The sequence below is a fragment of the Brevibacterium aurantiacum genome, from assembly GCF_003932995.1.
In the GTDB taxonomy this organism is placed as follows: domain Bacteria; phylum Actinomycetota; class Actinomycetes; order Actinomycetales; family Brevibacteriaceae; genus Brevibacterium; species Brevibacterium aurantiacum.
Genome location: NZ_CP025333.1, coordinates 4,004,177 through 4,022,193, shown reverse-complemented (window position 1 = coordinate 4,022,193; position 18,017 = coordinate 4,004,177). Strand labels below are relative to the sequence as shown.

The following is an 18,017-nucleotide window of genomic DNA, read 5'->3' as shown; positions in this document are numbered from 1 at the left end:
GTCCTACCTCGTTTCCGATTCGTCGTTCTTCGCGCGGGCCATCGCATCAGCCAGCTGCTGTTCGGGGATCTTCCTGCGGCCGCGGGAGATCGTCTTGATCAAGCCGATCACGAATACGGCGGCCAGTGCCAATCCGACGACCGCCGTGCCGATGTTCTCCCAGTCGGCCCGCACTCTGACAAGCAGCGTCTCGTCCTTCGGCAGAACGACGTCATCGGTGGCGACCATCTCGATCGTCGTCGGCACGTCGGCGTTTGCCAGGCCTTTGACCGGAACGTCGACGCGCATGGTCTCCTCAGCTGGCACGACCACGGTTTCTGTGGGTTCGGCCCGCAGCTGCGGGGTATTCGGCTTCATCCTGATGCTCATCTTCGCCTCGGCGGAGGAATCGTTGACGATCGTCACCGGAATGGTCGTCTCCTCACCGGTGACCAGCAGCACCGAGGAGCCCTTCTCGAGATGGATGCTGTTCCTCACCTTCTCACTCGACGCCTGAGCCTCGTCAGCGCAGCGAGTCGCATTTCCACCGAGCGTCCATGCCACCGAGGTGCAGCTGAGCAGTTCGCGGTCCAGCCGAGCATTCGCTCCTGCCGGATCGGAGAACACACTGTTGAATTTCCTCTGCGTCGTCCGGGTCTCTGCAAGGCTCTTCACAGCCTTCGCGCCGATGGTCTTCGAATCCGTCCCGGTCTGCAGCACGCCACGGGGCACGACATCGGTGTCGAGGAGCTCATCGATGCCGGAGGGGTCGACCCACGGGGCGTCCGCGACGGCCCCGACCGTCTGCTCCCAGTTCGCCGAGGCTGCTGTACGTGGCATGGGCAGCAGCAGGTGCCGTGTCCGGTAGGGGGCCTCGGCCTGGATCGCAGCGGTCGTTGCGACCAATTCCGAGATCCCGGAGGCCGGATGGTCCGAGTCGGCTACCTGAGCGCTCTGCTTCGCCAGAGCCGAATCGCTGATCAGAGTGTCGATCGACGACTGAGCATCGGAGGTGAGTCGGGTCTTCGAATGGGCGTTGTCGTGGACGCCACCCAGAGAGGGCTGCTGGGTGTTGTCGAGGATCACTGCCTTGTCCCCGGCTTTGGCGAAGGCGGCCAGGTCAGAACGCTGAGCGGAGCCGGCGATGGGCCAAGCGATGTCGGTCTTGGCCTTCGGCAGGACATCCTTGACGATCATCCGCTGCTTCCGTGCGAAGGTCCCCAGGCTCTTCAGATCGCCCTTGCGCAGAGTCGTCTGATCGGGATCTCCGAAGGGCAGAGCGATGACGGTGTGCGACTGTGCCTCGTCAAGGAAATCCTGATACCAGGTGTCGAGGCGCTTGCGCTGCTCTTCCTGGGCCTTCAACTCATCGGCGGTGAGCCCGTCGGCACTGCCCTGATCATCGGAGTTCGCACCAGGGTCGGTGTCCTGGGCATCGGGTCCTGCGGTCGCCGTTTCGGTGTCCTGCGGAGTGGGTTCGTCGGTCTCCTCGGGATCCGACCCTTCATCCTCGGAAGCTGGGTCGGCAATCGCGGCCTCGAAGGAGGCGATGACCCTGGGGTCGACTGCGATGCCCACTCCAGGATTGTCGAGCACGTTCCTGATCGCGGTCAGGGAACCGCCCTTGCCGATCGCCTTGTCGAGTTCGTCGGGATCGATGATCCCGTCGGTGGTGTGAGCCGGAAGCGTCACCGGGGCGAGCATGCTGACCTTGGTCTTGTCGAACTTCGGGCTCGGATACCAGGTGGAGAATCCGACTTCTGAAGCCAGACGTCCGGTGTCATCACCGAGCTGCACACTCAGGCCGCGTGGACCCCAGGCCGAGACCGGAGAGGACTTCTGCAGCCCCAACTCATCGGCTGGGACGGAGAACGTGAATTCCGAGGAGGACCCGGCCGCGATCTCTTTGTCGAAGGCGGTGTCCACCTCAGTCATCGGATCTGCGTCCTCGGCCGAGTCCTGCCCGGCGTCCTCTGACTTCTCGCGAGCATCGGGGCCGTCGTTCTCGATGTCAGCGACCAGACGGTTCCGGGACTGATCGGTCTTCCAACTCTGGATCTTGCGTCCGGAGTTGAGCTTCTGTGTGGACATCGCCAGAGCCAGATTGGGATCGGAGATCGCCTGATCTGTGGGATTTGTGATCGTGCCGCGCACCGTGAGCGTGCCCTTCTCATCCACCCATGGTGTGACCTCGTCGAGGGTGATCGAGACCTCGGCGTCGCTCGAATCGGTGTTCGTCGCCGCACGTGCGGGGTCTGCTCCACTCATGAGCGGGACAGCGAAAACTGACCCTGCGAGCAGCAGGACTGTGCTCAGCAGGGCGAGGAGGAAACGCATATGGCTGATGGGTTTCACTGCTCCAATCGGGCGACCATCGGACGGGCGGCGGCAACGATGCGACGCTCATTGGCGAATGAGAGCCGGGAGCGCAGATCGTTGAACGGAATCCACGCAGCGTCGATCGCTTCCTGGTCAGGATCATTATCCACGGTCAACGTCCCCGACCGTGCACGCAACAGGAAGTGGTGGACGAGTTTATGGATTCGGATTCCGGTCACCGTGAACCAGTAGTCGACGGTGCCAAGGGGGCAGACAATCTGCCCGAGGATGCCTGTCTCCTCTTCCACCTCACGGCGAGCCGCCTCGGCGGGGGTCTCAATTCCTTCGAGGTGACCCTTGGGAAGGCACCATTCGATCCGTCCTGCCCGGTTGATCCGGGCGATCACGGCCACGGTCAGTTCCGGGCGTGTGAAGTCGACGACGATGCCCCCGGCGGATATCTCCTCTACCGTGGTGCGACGAGACGCTCTGGGTCCCGGCTTGGGCATCGGTGTGGTCATTCTCCTACCTTAGTAGGCGATTCTTGGAAGTGTCGTGGGGCGCGCTCCCGGTAGGCTGGACTCGGCTGTAGATGAGTCGTCTCCGATTGGAACGAACACGGTAGAACACGAAGGAGCTCGGTGGACCCGAAGACCGCGCACGCCCGTCTGTACGACAAGCTCGATGAGCTCGAGAACATCCTCGGGCCCTTGGGCAAGCGCTTCGCCGCGGCCGGATTCGAACTCGCGCTCGTCGGCGGCTCCGTTCGCGATGCACTGCTGGGCCGTCCGATGCCCGATCTCGACTTCACCACAGATGCGCGCCCCGATGACATCCTCTCCCTCATCTCCGACTGGGTGGACACTCATTGGGACATCGGCCGGGAGTTCGGCACCATCGGCGCGATCAAATCCGGTGCGCAGATCGAGATCACCACCTACCGCGCCGAGGCCTATGATCCGGAATCGCGGAAGCCGACGGTGCAGTTCGGCACAGACCTCGACGCTGATCTGGTCCGACGCGACTTCACGATCGGCGCAATGGCGATTCGACTCCCGGCGATGACCTTCGTCGACCCGTTCGACGGCTTCACCGACCTCGTCGAGGGTGTCATCCGCACCCCGGGCACCGCCGCGGATTCGTTCTCCGATGATCCCCTGCGCATGATGCGCGCCGCACGATTCACCGCTCAGCTGGGTCTCGATCCCGTCGCCGAGGTGGAAGCGGCGATGCGTGACATGGCCGATCGGATCGCGATCATCTCCGCCGAACGCATCCAGGTGGAGCTGTTCAAGCTGATGACCGGCATCGACCCGGCCGTGGGCATCGATCTGCTGGTACGCACCGATGTCGCCGATCATGTTCTGCCCGAAGTCGCCGGCCTGCAGCTCGAGACCGATGAGCATCATCGCCACAAGGACGTCTATCAGCACTCGTTGACCGTGCTGCGCCAAGCCGTCGAGCTTGAAGAGCAGTATGCGGCCAAACAACGCGAAGCCGGGTTAAGCGCCGATGATCCCAACCGCCTCGTGGTGCCGGACTTCGTCGTCAGGTTCGCGGCGCTGATGCACGATGTCGGCAAACCCGCGACCCGCAGGTTCCTGCCCGGTGGGGCCGTCACCTTCTATCACCACGATGCCGTCGGTGCAAAGCTGACGGCGAAGCGGATGAAGGCGCTGCGCTTCGACAAGGACACGACCAAGGCTGTCGGCCGCCTCGTCGAACTGCATCTGCGCTTCTACGGCTACGGCGACGCCGGCTGGACCGATTCTGCGGTGCGCCGCTACGTCACCGATGCCGGTCCACTGCTCTCCCGCCTGCACATCCTCACCCGGGCAGACGTGACCACCCGGAACAAGAAGAAGGCCGATCGGCTCGCCTTCGCCTACGACGATCTGGAGCACCGGATCGAGAAGCTCAGCGAACAGGAGGAGCTGGCAGCGATCCGTCCCGACCTCGACGGTCGCCAGATCATGGCCATCCTCGACATCAAGCCCTCGCCGCTGGTGGGCAAGGCCTACAAGCACCTGCTCGAGGAGCGGATGGAGCACGGCCCGCTGGGGCAAGAGCGCGCCGAAGAGGTTCTGCGGCAGTGGTGGGCCGAGAACGGGCCCACCGAAACTGAGCCTGGCGAACAGCCTTAGGCTCCACCCCGCCTGTTGTCCTCCTCACAGCAACTGATAGCTTCGTAAATCGCGTATGTTTGTGCTTGTCGTCACATGATGTGGCGCAGGCGACGATGTGAGGAGATCCGGATGACTGTGACCGATGAGTTCCGTGCAGCCAGAGACAAGCTGATCGAACTGCGCAGCGATGCTGCCGCGGCGGGCGACGGCTTCGAATGGCCGCGCTTCGACCACTTCAACTTTGGCATCGACTGGTTCGACAAAGTCGCCGAGGGCAACGACAACCCAGCGCTGTGGATCGTCGAGCAGGACGGTTCAGAGGGCAAGTGGAGCTATGCCGAACTCTCCCGCCGCTCGAACCAGGTGGCCAACTTCCTCCGCCGCTCCGGTGTGAAGCGCGGCGACCACGTCATGATCATGCTCAACAACCAGGTTGAGCTGTGGGAGACCATGCTCGCCGGCATCAAACTCGGCGCGGTCCTCCTGCCCACGACGACTCAGCTGGGTCCCATCGATCTCAACGATCGCGTCGATCGCGGCAAGGCCGAGTTCGTCATCGCAGGTGCTGAGGATGCCGCGAAGTTCGACGACGTCAACGCCGAGGTGGTCCGCATCGTCGTCGGTGCCGACGCCGCTCGTCAGCAGGACTACAGCTACGCCGACGCCGACGACGAAGACATCAGCTTCGACCCGCAGGGCACCTCGCGCGCCGATGACCTGCTCCTCCTCTACTTCACCTCGGGCACGACCTCGAAGGCGAAGATGGTCGCCCACTCACACGTGTCCTACCCTGTCGGCCACCTGTCGACGATGTACTGGATGGGCCTGACTCCCGGAGACGTCCACCTCAATGTCGCCTCTCCAGGCTGGGCCAAGCACGCCTGGTCGAACATCTTCACCCCCTGGATCGCCGAATCCTGCGTCTTCCTCTACAACTACACGCGCTTTGACGCGAATGCCCTGATGGAGACCATGGACCGGGTCGGAGTCACCAGCTTCTGTGCCCCGCCGACCGTGTGGCGCATGCTCATCCAGGCAGATCTCAGCCACCTCAAGAACCCGCCGAAGATCGCCCTGGGCGCCGGTGAGCCCCTCAACCCGGAGGTCATCGACCGGGTCAAGCAGGAATGGGATGTGCTCATCCGCGACGGCTACGGCCAGACGGAGACGACCCTGCAGGTCGGCAACTCTCCCGACCAGGAGCTCAAATACGGTTCCATGGGCAAGGTTCTGCCCGGCTACGACGTGGTCCTCATCGATCCGGCGACCGGCGAAGAGGGCAATGAGGGCGAGATCTGCCTGCGCCTGGATCCCCGCCCCTTGGGCCTGACCAGCGGGTACTGGTCAAACGAGGAGAAGACCGCTGAAGCCTTCGAGGGCGGCGTCTACCACACCGGTGACGTGGCCGAACGCGACGAGAACGGCTACATCACCTACGTCGGCCGCGCCGATGACGTGTTCAAGGCCAGCGACTACCGTCTGTCTCCGTTCGAGCTCGAGAGTGTGCTCATCGAGCACGAGGCCGTCGCCGAGGCGGCTGTGGTCCCATCGCCGGATCCCGTGCGTCTCGCTGTTCCCAAGGCCTACGTCGTCCCTGCCGGCGGATTCGAGCCCAACGCGGAGACCGCGCGAGCCATTCTCGCCTACTGCCGTGAGCATCTCGCCCCTTATAAGCGCATCCGCCGGCTCGAGTTCTCTGAGCTGCCGAAGACGATCTCCGGCAAGATCCGCCGCGTAGAGCTCCGCGCCCGTGAGGACCAGCTGCACCCGTTCAGCGGTGAACCGGTCGTCGAGGGCAAGGAGTTCGCCGACACGGACTTCGACCTCAAGGGCTGAGGGCACTCCCATCCCTCGCCGAGTGCTGAGGGATGGGAGTGCACAGTTCTGTGCACAGGGGTGGACCGACAGGCGGCCAACAGCTGAAAAATCGGCTAAATGTGAGCAATTCCGCACTGGATGTGGTCGATGACCGTGCTGGACGGTAAAATCCCTGGTGAGGGCGGATGAAAGACGCTACTCGCATGTACTGACAGGTAACTACTGGGGCAGAAGGGCGCTGGATTCAGGAGATTTTCACACTGTTCCAAAGAAGGCGTGCCACACTGAAGCTCAAGTGTGACCTTATCGAACCTCGTCGCCACGCAATGCGGCAGGCAAACTGACCTGGAGGACCTTGGGTGGCTAAGGGACAAGAACAAGCCAAAACCAGAGGCAAGAAAACAAAGAATATTCTCAACTATCCGCGCTCAGGTGTGCGCGGATGGACGCGTTTTCTGCCCAGCATCCGGCTGCTCGTCGTCGGCGGACTCAGCATCATCATCGCCTTGTGCGTGCTGTTCTCCATCGGCTACGCCGCCACGGACGTCCCTGAGCCCAATATCGAGGCCACTGGTCAGACGTCGACCGCCTACTTCAGCGACGGCAAGACTCCCATCGGTCAGTACAAGGTCCAAGACCGCAAGTCCGTGAAGATCGATGAGATCTCCGAGCCGATGCGCAAGGCCGCCATCGCCGCCGAGGACACTTCGTTCTATGAGAACCGCGGAATCTCGATCAAGGGACTCTCCCGCGCCGTTGTCGGCGTCGTCACGAACCAGTACGCCGGCGGCGGTTCGACGATCACACAGCAGTACGTGAAGAACTTCTACCTGACCAACGAGCATTCTCTGGATCGCAAGATCAAGGAGATGTTCATTTCCCTCAAGATCGACCAGCAGCAGAGCAAGGATGAGATCCTCGCCAACTACCTGAACACGATCTATCTGGGACGCCGGTCCTACGGCGTTGAAGTTGCCAGCCAGAACTACTTCGACAAGTCGGCGAAGGACCTCGATGTCAGCGAGTCGGCTCTGCTGGCCGCGATGATCCAGCGTCCGGGTGCAGCTGACCCTGCAGACAATCCCGAGGCCTACCAGGATCGCTTCGACTATGTTGTGAAGTCGATGGCCGATGAGGGCTTCATCACCGAAGAGCAGGCCGCCAAGGTCAAGATGCCCGAGGTGAAGGAAGCAAGCAAGGAAGAATCCCTCAAAGGCCAGACCGGCTACATGTGGGACTTTGTCCGGCGTGAAGCCCTGAATAAACTCGACATCGATGAAGCCCAGCTGGACCGCGGTGGCTACAACATCACCACCACCTTCGACAAGGATCGGATGAAGGAGGCCGAAAAGGCTATCAAGAACCTGCCGCCCGATCAGCCGGAGGGGATGCAGGCCGGCCTGATCTCGATCGATCCGGACTCCGGTGGCATCGAAGCCTTCTACGGCGGTGAGAACTACCTGGACCAGGCATTCAACGCCTCAACACAGAGTCATGTACAGGCCGGATCGACCTTCAAACCCTTCGCCCTCGTCGCAGGACTGGAGAACGGTGTGCGATTGACGGACCGGTACCCGGGGAGCGCGACGACATTCCCAAATGGCGGGTCTCCGTGGCCGGTGACAAATTTCGGTGGTGCGAACTATGGGCCGGTGACCCTGCTCAAAGCGACGCAGTCATCGATCAATACGGCATATGCAGCACTCAATGTGCAGGTCGGTCCTGACAAGACTGTCGATGTCGCTCAGCGAGCTGGCTTGAGTGGTAATTGCACGAAGGAACAGTTGGATTCGGGCGACACCGGCCAATGTTCGATTGATCTGACTCCGGATAAATCGAACGTTCTGGGCACGCCCAGCGTGAAGCCCATCGATATGGCCAACGCTTATGCGACCTTCGCCTCCAATGGCGTTCATCACGAGACCCATGCGATCAAGAAGGTCACCCAGGGCTCCGATGATGAAGAGGTGTATAAGCCCGAGACCAAGGGCGAACGAGTCTTCGACGATGCCGTAATGGCCGAAACGTCATATGCGCTGCAACAGGTGGTCAACAGCGGTTCAGGTGCCTACGCTGCCAACCTCGGTCGTCCAGCCGCTGGAAAAACAGGCACTACTAACAAGAACCTAGCTGCTTGGTTCACTGGCTATACGCCTAACCTGGCGACCTCGGTGGTCCTCTACCGTGAGGTTGATAACAAACCGATTCCGATTGGGCCCTACGGCGGCCGTGGCCAAGTGACCGGTGGCTCGTTCCCGGTTCAGGTGTGGACCGAGTACATGAAGTCAGCTCTCGAGGGTACAAAGGTTGAGCAGTTCCCCGAGCGCGGAGAGCTGCCGGACAAGCCGAAGCCCAAGAACACGAATGAACCGGTAGCGCCCGCCCCGAAGGAAGAGCCCAAGGCACCCAGCGGCAGCGACGGCGACGGCAGCGACGGCGGCGACGGGTCCGATAAGAAGGCCCCAGTCGACGAACCGAGCGAGAAGCCGAAGGATGACAAAGACAAGGACAAGGACGCCGACAGCAAGGACGGCGACGAGGGTCGCGAAGACAACGGTTCTTCGAAGGACGAAGGCGGCGATTCCGGCGGTGACGGTGACAACGGCGACGGTGGAGATACCGGCGGCGATGGTGACACTGGCGGTGGCGGCGACACCAGCGGCGGTGGTGACAACGGCGGCGGTGGCGACACCAGCGGCGGAGGTGACACCGGCGGCGGTGGAGATACCGGCGGTGGAGGTGACACCGGCGGCGGTGGAGATACCGGCGGTGGCAACAACGGCAACGGCGACCCACTCGGTCTCGGGGGCTGATAGCAGTCATCGGCCCTCGGGCCGGTAACCTCTAGTCATGCCTCAACAGCCCAGCACCCGGATCGCCGAGCCACTGCTCGGCGGTCCGGACGGCATTCACCTCGCATCGGCGGGTGCGCGGTTCCGGCGCGGTCAGGCATACATCTTCGCCGGAATCCTCGGTTTCACCACCTTCCTCGCCCTCGCACTGCAGGGTCCGTGCCTGAGCTCAGGCTACGAACAGCCGTCCGCCTCGGCGAGGATGTGCTCCGGGCCTCTGTCCATGGCATTCCTCGGAGAATTCAATCCCGAGGATGCCGTTGGACGCTCCCACGGGGGCATGCCGGGACTGTCCGCACTCGAGGTTCGTCTCGTCCACCTGGGCAAACTCATGACCGACGATGTCTCGGTCTTCATGGCGATGATCCTCATCATCAACGTCATCGCCTTCGCCGCACTCGGGGTCGCTCTTCTGGTCCTCGCCCGGCAGCGGGCCTGGCTGGTCGCAGCCTTCGCCTCGCCTGTCACCCTCTTCACCCTAGGTTCGACACTGGACCCCGTGGCATTGGCACTGAGCGTCTGGGCCATGACCATCTTCGTCGGATCCTCCCCGATGAGATCTCGTCCCTGGCTGTCCGGGGTCCTCCTTGGGATAGCCGTGTTCATCAACCCGTTGGCCCTGCTGGTTCTCCTCGCCCTCACCCTGGCCGGTCCGCGCCCCGCTGGACGACTGCGTCCCCGGGACCCGCGGATGATGCTCGCTGCGGTCACCATCACCTCGGCGCTTCTGCTGGTCATCGACGGCACCGCCATCGACCGGGTACTGCACTGGATGAGCGACGCCGTCGACGGCGGCTCCTTCGCCTCCATCCTGGTCATGGCACGCCTGGGGACCGCCGAGACCTGGGCACCGGTGTGGATCATCGCCAGTGCGGGAGTCATCGCCGCAATCGCCGTCTCCCTGTTCATGGTCCGGCGAACGGGACTCGACCCGGCCGTCGCCGCCTGCCTCCTCATCGGCGGCTGCCTGCTGCTGGCCCCCGCGATGATGCCCTGGGACAGCCTGTGGATCCTGCCGTTCCTCGCGCTGAGCGTTCGTCGCTGGTGGGTGCTCATCATCTGGGCTGTTGCGGAGACTGCCTTCGCCATTGCCATCCACCTCGGCGATGTCGCTGCCATCGAGCCCGACAAAGGACTCGAACCGACCTTCGTCGCGCTCCTGACTCTCCTGCGGCTGCTCGCACTCGTCGTCGTTGTCATCTGCGCGGGTGAGAATCTGTACCGACGACGAATCCGCGGTCGACTGCGCTCGGCACAACCACCTCGGCGCGTTGAAGCCGATCGTCCGGTCATCCGTGTGCAAGGGCACGGGGATCCGACATGACACCGCAGGTGCCCGTCCACTAGACTGTGTAGGTCTGTTCCCATTTCACGACAAGCGTGAGGGACGGAACGGATATGCATTTACCCTCCTGCCATGGAACGACCATGGCCGTAAAGACCAGAGGAGGTGGGTGACAGATGCGTCATTACGAGCTCATGCTCATTCTTGACAACGAAACCGACGAGCGGACGTTGGCTGACACCGTGGACAAGCTGATGAAGGTTGTCCCGGCTGAAAACGGAACCGTCGACAACGTGGACATCTGGGGACGCAGGCGCTTCGCCTACGACATCCAGAAGAAGTCCGAAGGCTTCTATGTCGTGGTTGATTTCCACGCAGAGCCTGCAACGACCAAGGAACTCGACCGCCAGCTCGGACTCAACGAGTCCGTTCTGCGCACCAAGATCCTCCGCCCAGACGCCAAGTAATAGCGTCAAGCACCTCGTTTCAAGGAGCAGTCAATGGCAGGCGAAACAGTCATCACGGTCGTCGGGAACCTGACAAGTGATCCCGAACTGCGATTCACACCTAACGGTGCTGCGGTCGCTAACTTCACCGTGGCTTCGACGCCGCGTATGTTCGACCGTCAGTCCAACGAGTTCAAGGACGGGGAAACCCTGTTCCTTCGCTGCTCGGTGTGGCGTGAGATGGGCGAAAACGTAGCCGAATCCTTGCAGCGTGGTACTCGGGTCGTCGTTCAGGGCCGCCTCAAGTCGCGGTCCTTCGAAACCAAAGAGGGCGAGAAGCGCACCGTCATGGAACTGGATGTCGACGAAGTCGGCCCCAGCCTGCGACGCGCCACCGCTCAGGTGACGAAGAACGAACGCAGCGGAGGCGGATTCTCCGGCGGCGGTAACTTCGGCGGACAGCAGCAGGGCGGAGGCTCCCAGCAGGGTGGCTTCGGTCAGCAGCAGTCTTCCGGCTGGGGCAACAACCCGCAGCAAGGCAACCCGAATCAGGGTGGCTCGCAGCAGGGTGGTCAGCGCCAGGGTGGTTACAGCCAGGGGAACAACGCACCGGCGAATGACCCGTGGGCATCATCGAGTCCACAGGGCGGCAACGGCGGCTGGGGCAACCCGGGCGCCGATGAACCGCCGTTCTAAACACGTTCAAGACATTTCGTAAATCAGGAGATACTCATGGCAAAGCCAGAGATCCGGAAGCCTATCAAGAAGAAGGCTAATCCGCTCAAGAAGGGCGAAGCGGCGAAGATCCACTACAAGGACACCGCTACGCTCCGTAAGTTCATTTCCGACCGCGGCAAGATCCGTGCTCGTCGCGTCACCGGCGTGACCGTGCAGGAACAGCGCGTCATCGCAAAGGCCGTCAAGAACGCCCGCGAGATGGCACTTCTGCCCTACTCGAGCACTGCTCGCTGATCGGAGGGAGAGAACATGCCTAATCGCAAAGTTATTCTGAACCAGGAAGTTGATGGTCTGGGAGCCGCCGGCGACATCGTCGAGGTTCGCGCCGGATACGCTCGTAACCTGCTCCTGCCTCGTGGCTGGGCATCTGCATGGACCGCGGGCGCGGAGAAGCATGTCAATGCTCTTCGCAAGGCTCGTCAGGCCAAGCAGATCGCTGACCACGATGAAGCAGTCAAGGTGAAGGCTCAGCTGGAATCCTCCAGCGCCCGCATCGAGCTCAAGTCCGGTAAGAACGGCCGCCTCTTCGGCGCCGTGACCCCGGCTCTTGTGGCCGAAGCACTGCACACCGCAACCGGACACGACTTCGATCGTCGTCAGGTTGCACTGCCTGCTCACGTCAAGACCTCCGGCAGCTACACAGCTACCGTGCGCGTCAATGACGAGATTACCGCGAACGCCAAGTTCGAGGTCATCGGCAAGGCCTGATGCTTCCGCAACGAGCCTGGCCGACCATCGGTCAGCCGGACTCGTAGTCGAAAGCAGAGCTGAACGTCGAGGGGACACTTTACAGAGTGTCCCCTCGACGTTTTTGTATGCTCTCGGTGAATTGGGGGCGCGAGTGGCGTGGCGCTCGCGCGGCGCTCGACGACGGTGCGGTCGTCGGGGCTTCAGAACAGGATGCGTTCGGGTGGCGGGAACTCCGTGAAGACCTCTTCATCTGTGGGAGCTAGTTCGAGATAGCTGGGGCTGTCGTCGTCGATGAACAGCAGCAGCATGCACCCGTCGACCGTGCCGTCGAGGATGACTCGGTTCGCGAAGTCTCCCTGTCCACCAGTGTCGTCTCTGCTCTCGTCGTCGACACGAGTTACCGGTCGCATGCCGATCGACGGGCAGGAACCGCACTCGCAGGGGTTCGTCACGACCACCTCGGCGAGGTTGGACTCCCAGGTCACACGCTGCTGCGGTGTGATTGGGGCGGGTTGATCCCAGGCCTCTCGCTGCGGATCGGTGAACGTGGCGCGGTCCTGATCATCGGGTGAGGGATGGGCGTGACGGATCATCGTCAGCGCGACCTCATGTTCCCGGGGCGTCAGTGGCCAGTACATGGCGCCAGGATACCAAGGCAGGCGCGCCGGCGGCAGGGCGCGAGGCCGGCCGGGCGTGCTGGCGACCTACGCGTCCGGCCGCCGCAGTCAGTCGCGCCCCGCCAACGACCTCAGCGCTGGCCGTAGTGTCTGCGGACGAAGAACAGACCGATGAGGGAGAGCACGGCGACTCCCATGTAGTACACGCTCGGCGAGTTCAGCGAACCGGTGATGTCGAGCAGCCACGTGAGCACCAGCGGAGCGATGCCACCGAGGAGCGTCACACCGATGTTGTAGGCCGTGGACAGTCCGGTGCCTCTGATTTCTGCCGGGAAGAGCACAGAGAGCATGCCCGGCAGCGGCGCGAAGTAGAACGCCATGATCACGCCGAGCACGGCGATGACGAAGATGAACGCGGGCACGCTGCGCTGGGTGACGATGAGCTGGAACAGCGGCCACGCGAGCACGAGAGCCGCGATCGCAGCATAGGTCATGATCCGCGCGGGACCGACCCGATCGGCAAGGCGGCCCACCAGCGGTGATCCGATCAGGCAGACGAGACCTGCCAAAATACCGCCGAGGTAGGCGGCAGTGGGTGAGATGCCCAGGTTGGACATGGCGAAGGTGGGCATGAAGAGGATCATGTACACGGAGATCGTGGCGACGCCGACCGACGCGGAGGCGGCCAGGATGCGACCCCAGTGGTTGGCGAAGAGCGTGCGCAGGGGCGACTTCGCCGGAGGCCTCGACGTGAACTCCTCGGTTTCGTCGAGTTTGGAGCGGATGTAGAGTCCGACAGGTCCGACGAGGAGACCGATGAGGAACGGCACCCTCCAGCCCCAGGAGTGGAGTGCCTCTTCGGAGAGATACGTGTTGAGGGCGAAGCCGAAGGCCGAGGCCAAGGCCATCGATGCTCCCTGGCTCGCGATCTGCCAGGAGGCGTAGTACATCTTCCGGTGCGGAGCGGTCTCCACCAGGAAGGTCGTCGCCGTGCCGAACTCGCCGCCGGCAGAGAACCCCTGCAGGAGCCTGGAGGCCAGGATGATGAGCGCTCCCCAGACCCCGATCTGCGAATAGGTCGGGGCAATCGCCATGAGCAGCGTGCCCAGCATCATGAGGAACAGGGTCAGAGTCAGCGCCGGTTTGCGGCCACGTCGATCGGCGAACCGGCCCAGGACCAGGCCGCCGATGGGGCGAACCAGGTAGGAGATGGCAAAGGTGGCGAAGGTGAGGATGAGGGAGAAGACCGGATCGCCCTCAGGGTAGAAGATCTCCGAGATCACAACGGCGAACGACGCGAAGACGATGATGTCGAACCATTCGAGGGCGGCACCGATCGAACTCGAGATGACGGCCTTGCGGGCGGCCAGGAGACGCTCCGGAGTCGCCTCGAGCACGGGCTCTTGCTGCGGATTCGCGGTGGAGGAACTCATGGTGCTCACTCTCCTTCCGTGCTGTGCTTGGTGCCTGCGCTGAGGTCGGTGATGAGATTGCCGATGAATGCTTCGCAGGCGGCGATCTGTTCGAGTTCGATGTACTCATCGGGAGCGTGGGCCTGGGCAATGTCTCCGGGGCCGCAGACGACGGTGGGAATGCCCGCGTTCGAGAACAGTCCCGCCTCGGTGCCGTAGGTGACCTTGTCATCACTGACGACTCCGCCCCACTGTCCGGCCAGGGAGACGATGTCGGCGTCGGCAGGAGTCTCACAGCCGGGAGCGGCGGCCTCAACGGTGAAGTCGACGTGGGCGCTGTCGTTCTCCGCACGCATCATGCGCTCGAGGCGGGCCGCCTCGGCGCGGAATCGCTCGACGAGCGCTTCACGATCCACAGATCCCAGGGAACGGAACTCGAACTGCACGCTCGCCTCGGCGGGGATCGTGTTGACGGCGATGCCGCCGCTGATCGTATTCGCCGTCACCGTGGTGAAGGGCACGACATAGTTCTCATCGAAGGGACCCTCTGTGCGGAACTCGGCGGCGACTGCATGGACGAAGGTGACGAACTCGGCGGCGTAGGCAATCGAGTTCACACCCTCTGGGGTCAGCGAGGAATGTGCCGCGACGCCGTGGAAGTCGACACGGAAGACGTTCATCGACTTGTGTCCGCGCACGACCCGCATGCTCGAAGGCTCACCGACGATGCAGCCGCGTGGGGCCACGCCCGCCTCGGTGATCTTGTCGACGAGGTCGATCGCGCCCACACAGCCGACCTCTTCGTCATAGGAGAAGGCGAGGTGGATGGGCTCCTTGAGATTCGCGGCTGCCAGCTCGGGCAGTTTGGCGAGGATGACACCGATGAAGGATTTCATGTCCGCGCTGCCGCGGGCGTAGAGCTTGCCGTCCCTGACCTACGGGGTGAAGGGATCGCTCGACCAGTCCTGACCGTCGACCGGTACGACATCGGTGTGCCCGGACAGGACGATGCCACCGCTGGTGGAACCATCGGCGGCGGGCAGTGTGGCCAGCAGGTTTGCTTTGGTTCCCTCGGCGTTGGGCACACGCTGAGATTCGATGCCTGCGGCCTTGAGACGGTCGACGACGTGGTCGATGAGTGGGAGATTGGAATCCCGGCTCGTGGTGTCGAAGGTGATGAGATCGGTGATCTCGGAAATGGTGGCCTCGGCCGGTTGTGCTGGCACGGCTGCTCCTGACTGTACGGGGGTGAACCGTCCGGTCAGCCTGAAGCGGAAACCTGGTCAGGTCCCCTCCCGTGCGGGACAGCGGTGACCAGACCCCGACACACTACGCCCGAAATGTTGGTGAGACTGCTCGGTCTCGTCAATTGAGACCATTCACCGGAGCGACGGTGAGGCAGTTCAGTGCAATGCGCCGATTCACAGGGAGAAGAATGTTGATTTGAGCGACTGCGCCCTACATTCTGCTACCTACGAATCCACCGACTCACCCGACGAGTCGTCTGAGGCAGTTGCCGGGTAGGTGACGCGTCTGTCCTTGTCGACGACGGTTCCCGAGCTGAGTTCGGCGGCGGTGGTCTGGTTCTTGCCCATGATGTGGGTGACTGGGTAGTCGTGTGCGAGCAGGTTGTCGGCGATGATGCGCCGGTGGCAGCGCCACCACACCGCCTCTGAACACATGAGCACACAGCGGTTGCTCGCGCCCCACTCAAGCAGCTGCTCGAAATCGGTCCGGAACTCCTCCGTCAGGGCGTGATCGGCATAGTTGTGGAAGCTGCGATTCTTCCACCACCCATTGATCTCGAAGTCGATGTCACGATTCACCGGGCGCCGGCCGGTCAGTCCCTCGAGCCGACGCAGGTCCACTCCCACCTTGGCCAGGTCATCGACGAGAGTATCCGCGTTGAACTGGGGATTCTTATTCGATCCGGGCAGCTTGCGGACGTCAACCACCACCTCGGCGGCGTTGTCGGTAAGAAGGTCGATGAACTCCTGAAGAGAATGGTTCGAGTGACCGATGGTGAAGAACTGCGAGCTGCTCACTATTTGTCGATCCGGTGGAGGGCCGTGCCCTTGTGAGCGGCGATGTGATCGGTCTTATCGCTCTTGATCTCGTACTGCGGCTCGTCCTTCGATGCCCGACGCTTGTGGCCTTTGTACTCGAAGTCGGAAGTGTGGACCTTCGTGATCGTGCCCGAGACCTCGCCGGCCTCCGAGTTCCACCCCACGTGGTCGCCCACATTGAACGTCTCTGCCATGTCATCCTCCCGGAAGTCGTCGAATGGTGCCTCTTCCCATCCAAACACGATGCGGCAATCGGCGACAGGGCGCAGACTCCACGACGCAGGTTCCCAGGCTCGGCACAGCCTGCCGATGCCCATGACGGGCCGCTACTTCGCTAAAGTCGATGGCAGGCGAAGAAGGGGGAACGATGTCGATCGAAAAAGCACCATCCGTGCCGCGTTTCGGCGGTCCGAGCGAGCTGACGCCGGAGGACCAGGAACGGGCGCGGGGTCTGCGCAAGATGCGGACGCTGGCGCTGTCGCTGCTCGTCCTCGCCACCCTCATCTTCCTTTCGACCCACATCTTCACCGACAATACCGGGGTTTGGGGCTTCGTCTCCCGTGCCTCGGAGGCTGCGATGATCGGTGCGATCGCCGACTGGTTCGCTGTCACGGCACTCTTCCGCCATCCACTCGGGCTGCCGATTCCGCACACCGCGATCATTCCCCGCAAGAAGGACACCCTGGGCGCGAGCCTGTCCGCGTTCGTCGCCGCGAACTTCCTCCACGCCGAGGCGGTGTCGACGAAGATCCGGTCCGCTCAGGTCTCCCACCGTGCCGGTGAGTGGCTGAGCAAGTCTGCCAACCGGGACCTCGTCGTCGACCGTGCCGCCGGTGGGCTCGAATATGTGCTGGCCCGCATCGACGACGATTCCGTCGTGGCCCTGACGAAGAATGTCATCATTCCGCGCCTGGTCGCGACCCGTAAGACTCCGGTGCTGGCGCAGCTGCTGCGTCAGATCGTCCTCGACGGGGCGCACCACAAGCTTGTCGACCTCATCGTCGCCGAGGCGTACTCCTGGTTGGGTGACAACCCGCAGGTCATCGATGAGATCGTCCACAACCGGGCCCCGTCCTGGGTTCCCGACTTCGTCAACGAGCAGCTCTCCAACCGACTGCAGCGAGAGGTGCTCGGCTGGGTCGCCGACGTCCGCGACAACGAATACCACAAGGCACGACAGGCCCTCGACGCCTGGCTCGTCGACCTCTCCGACGACCTGAACTCTGACACTCCACTGTCGGAGAAGGCCGAGGTCATCATCAACGACCTGCTCAGCCAATCCGGGGTCGTCGACTCCGTGCTTGAGATCTGGACTTCGCTCAAGCAGCTCCTGCGCCAGGCCATCATCGACCCCAACGGCGAGGTGCGCGGACGCATCTCCGAACTCATCGGAGAATTCGCCGGCAGGCTGCAGGAAGATTCGGAATTCTCCACCAAGATCGATGACCGGATCGCCACGACGGCCGGTGACCTGGCAGAGAGCTTCGGCCCCGAGATCGCCAGCGTCATCTCCGACACGATCGAACGATGGGATGCGAAGGAAGCCGCCGAGAGGATCGAGCTCTACGTCGGCCGGGATCTGCAGTACATCCGCATCAACGGCACAGTCATCGGCGCCCTCGTCGGTCTCGTCATCCACACGATCATCGTGCTGCTGCCTGGGTGATGC

The 18,017-nt window shown here is 62.8% G+C and carries 16 protein-coding genes and 1 pseudogene; 9 read left to right on the top strand and 8 right to left on the bottom strand.

Features of this window, described 5'->3' with window-relative positions; translation table 11 throughout:
- Positions 1 to 3: 3 nt before the first annotated feature.
- Positions 4 to 2,334, bottom strand: coding sequence for a DUF6049 family protein (locus CXR25_RS18480; RefSeq protein ID WP_125240871.1), 2,331 nt, complete (start codon positions 2,332 to 2,334; stop codon positions 4 to 6).
- A complete protein-coding gene (locus CXR25_RS18475) occupies positions 2,331 to 2,819 on the bottom strand; it encodes an NUDIX domain-containing protein (RefSeq protein ID WP_096146167.1) in 489 nt (162 codons plus the stop codon). Before CXR25_RS18475 ends, CXR25_RS18480 begins: the two co-directional genes overlap by 4 nt.
- Before the next feature lie 120 nt (positions 2,820 to 2,939).
- On the opposite strand from CXR25_RS18475, the gene CXR25_RS18470 reads away from it, so the two are divergent.
- The 8 genes from CXR25_RS18470 (at position 2,940) to rplI (ending at position 12,271) form a co-directional block, all read left to right on the top strand.
- Positions 2,940 to 4,442 carry a CCA tRNA nucleotidyltransferase gene (locus tag CXR25_RS18470; protein ID WP_125240870.1) on the top strand — a complete coding sequence of 501 codons (1,503 nt, stop codon included), beginning with the start codon at positions 2,940 to 2,942 and terminating at the stop codon, positions 4,440 to 4,442.
- Between the two features lie 111 nt (positions 4,443 to 4,553).
- A complete protein-coding gene (locus CXR25_RS18465) occupies positions 4,554 to 6,260 on the top strand; it encodes an AMP-binding protein (RefSeq protein ID WP_125240869.1) in 1,707 nt (568 codons plus the stop codon).
- Between the two features lie 341 nt (positions 6,261 to 6,601).
- Positions 6,602 to 9,055, top strand: coding sequence for a transglycosylase domain-containing protein (locus CXR25_RS18460; RefSeq protein WP_241212357.1), 2,454 nt, complete (start codon positions 6,602 to 6,604; stop codon positions 9,053 to 9,055).
- A gap of 37 nt (positions 9,056 to 9,092) precedes the next feature.
- The gene (locus CXR25_RS18455; RefSeq protein WP_125240868.1) at positions 9,093 to 10,418 is read left to right on the top strand and encodes a hypothetical protein; all 1,326 of its coding nucleotides are present in this window, start codon (positions 9,093 to 9,095) and stop codon (positions 10,416 to 10,418) included.
- Positions 10,419 to 10,555: 137 nt separating this feature from the next.
- Positions 10,556 to 10,846, top strand: coding sequence for a 30S ribosomal protein S6 (gene rpsF / locus CXR25_RS18450; protein WP_009882765.1), 291 nt, complete (start codon positions 10,556 to 10,558; stop codon positions 10,844 to 10,846).
- Positions 10,847 to 10,879: 33 nt separating this feature from the next.
- The gene (locus CXR25_RS18445) at positions 10,880 to 11,521 is read left to right on the top strand and encodes a single-stranded DNA-binding protein (protein WP_009882766.1); all 642 of its coding nucleotides are present in this window, start codon (positions 10,880 to 10,882) and stop codon (positions 11,519 to 11,521) included.
- Positions 11,522 to 11,557: 36 nt separating this feature from the next.
- The gene (rpsR, locus tag CXR25_RS18440; RefSeq protein WP_009882767.1) at positions 11,558 to 11,797 is read left to right on the top strand and encodes a 30S ribosomal protein S18; all 240 of its coding nucleotides are present in this window, start codon (positions 11,558 to 11,560) and stop codon (positions 11,795 to 11,797) included.
- A gap of 15 nt (positions 11,798 to 11,812) precedes the next feature.
- Positions 11,813 to 12,271, top strand: a complete 459-nt coding sequence (gene rplI, locus CXR25_RS18435; RefSeq protein ID WP_009882769.1) for a 50S ribosomal protein L9 — start codon at positions 11,813 to 11,815, stop codon at positions 12,269 to 12,271.
- 182 nt (positions 12,272 to 12,453) lie between these two features.
- On the opposite strand, the gene CXR25_RS18430 is transcribed toward rplI, so the two are convergent.
- From CXR25_RS18430 to CXR25_RS18410, 6 genes and pseudogenes are all read right to left on the bottom strand, one after another.
- Entirely contained in the window at positions 12,454 to 12,891 is a 438-nt protein-coding gene (locus tag CXR25_RS18430) for a hypothetical protein (protein ID WP_125188604.1), read from the bottom strand.
- A 110-nt stretch (positions 12,892 to 13,001) separates the two neighbouring features.
- The gene (locus tag CXR25_RS18425; RefSeq protein ID WP_096157826.1) at positions 13,002 to 14,303 is read right to left on the bottom strand and encodes an MFS transporter; all 1,302 of its coding nucleotides are present in this window, start codon (positions 14,301 to 14,303) and stop codon (positions 13,002 to 13,004) included.
- A gap of 5 nt (positions 14,304 to 14,308) precedes the next feature.
- Positions 14,309 to 15,202, bottom strand: a pseudogene (locus CXR25_RS18420) (M20/M25/M40 family metallo-hydrolase); the annotation flags it as partial.
- 15 nt (positions 15,203 to 15,217) lie between these two features.
- Positions 15,218 to 15,508, bottom strand: coding sequence for a hypothetical protein (locus CXR25_RS19085; RefSeq protein ID WP_226984299.1), 291 nt, complete (start codon positions 15,506 to 15,508; stop codon positions 15,218 to 15,220).
- A 246-nt stretch (positions 15,509 to 15,754) separates the two neighbouring features.
- Positions 15,755 to 16,327, bottom strand: coding sequence for a DUF488 domain-containing protein (locus CXR25_RS18415; RefSeq protein ID WP_096146161.1), 573 nt, complete (start codon positions 16,325 to 16,327; stop codon positions 15,755 to 15,757).
- The gene (locus CXR25_RS18410; RefSeq protein WP_029416912.1) at positions 16,327 to 16,542 is read right to left on the bottom strand and encodes a hypervirulence associated TUDOR domain-containing protein; all 216 of its coding nucleotides are present in this window, start codon (positions 16,540 to 16,542) and stop codon (positions 16,327 to 16,329) included. The genes CXR25_RS18415 and CXR25_RS18410 overlap by 1 nt, the downstream gene beginning before the upstream one ends.
- 173 nt (positions 16,543 to 16,715) lie before the next feature.
- Here CXR25_RS18410 and CXR25_RS18405 point away from each other — a divergent pair, with 173 nt between their 5' ends.
- Positions 16,716 to 18,014, top strand: coding sequence for a DUF445 domain-containing protein (locus CXR25_RS18405; protein ID WP_096168434.1), 1,299 nt, complete (start codon positions 16,716 to 16,718; stop codon positions 18,012 to 18,014).
- The last annotated feature ends 3 nt before the right edge of the window (positions 18,015 to 18,017 follow it).

Coding starts and splice junctions, on each gene's coding strand:
- CXR25_RS18475 (WP_096146167.1), bottom strand. CDS start 2,819: ATGACCACACCGATGCCCAAGCCGGGACCCAGAGCGTCTCGTCGCACC.
- CXR25_RS18465 (WP_125240869.1), top strand. CDS start 4,554: ATGACTGTGACCGATGAGTTCCGTGCAGCCAGAGACAAGCTGATCGAA.
- CXR25_RS18455 (WP_125240868.1), top strand. CDS start 9,093: ATGCCTCAACAGCCCAGCACCCGGATCGCCGAGCCACTGCTCGGCGGT.
- rpsF (WP_009882765.1), top strand. CDS start 10,556: ATGCGTCATTACGAGCTCATGCTCATTCTTGACAACGAAACCGACGAG.
- CXR25_RS18445 (WP_009882766.1), top strand. CDS start 10,880: ATGGCAGGCGAAACAGTCATCACGGTCGTCGGGAACCTGACAAGTGAT.
- rpsR (WP_009882767.1), top strand. CDS start 11,558: ATGGCAAAGCCAGAGATCCGGAAGCCTATCAAGAAGAAGGCTAATCCG.
- rplI (WP_009882769.1), top strand. CDS start 11,813: ATGCCTAATCGCAAAGTTATTCTGAACCAGGAAGTTGATGGTCTGGGA.
- CXR25_RS18430 (WP_125188604.1), bottom strand. CDS start 12,891: ATGTACTGGCCACTGACGCCCCGGGAACATGAGGTCGCGCTGACGATG.
- CXR25_RS18425 (WP_096157826.1), bottom strand. CDS start 14,303: ATGAGTTCCTCCACCGCGAATCCGCAGCAAGAGCCCGTGCTCGAGGCG.
- CXR25_RS18410 (WP_029416912.1), bottom strand. CDS start 16,542: ATGGCAGAGACGTTCAATGTGGGCGACCACGTGGGGTGGAACTCGGAG.
- CXR25_RS18405 (WP_096168434.1), top strand. CDS start 16,716: ATGTCGATCGAAAAAGCACCATCCGTGCCGCGTTTCGGCGGTCCGAGC.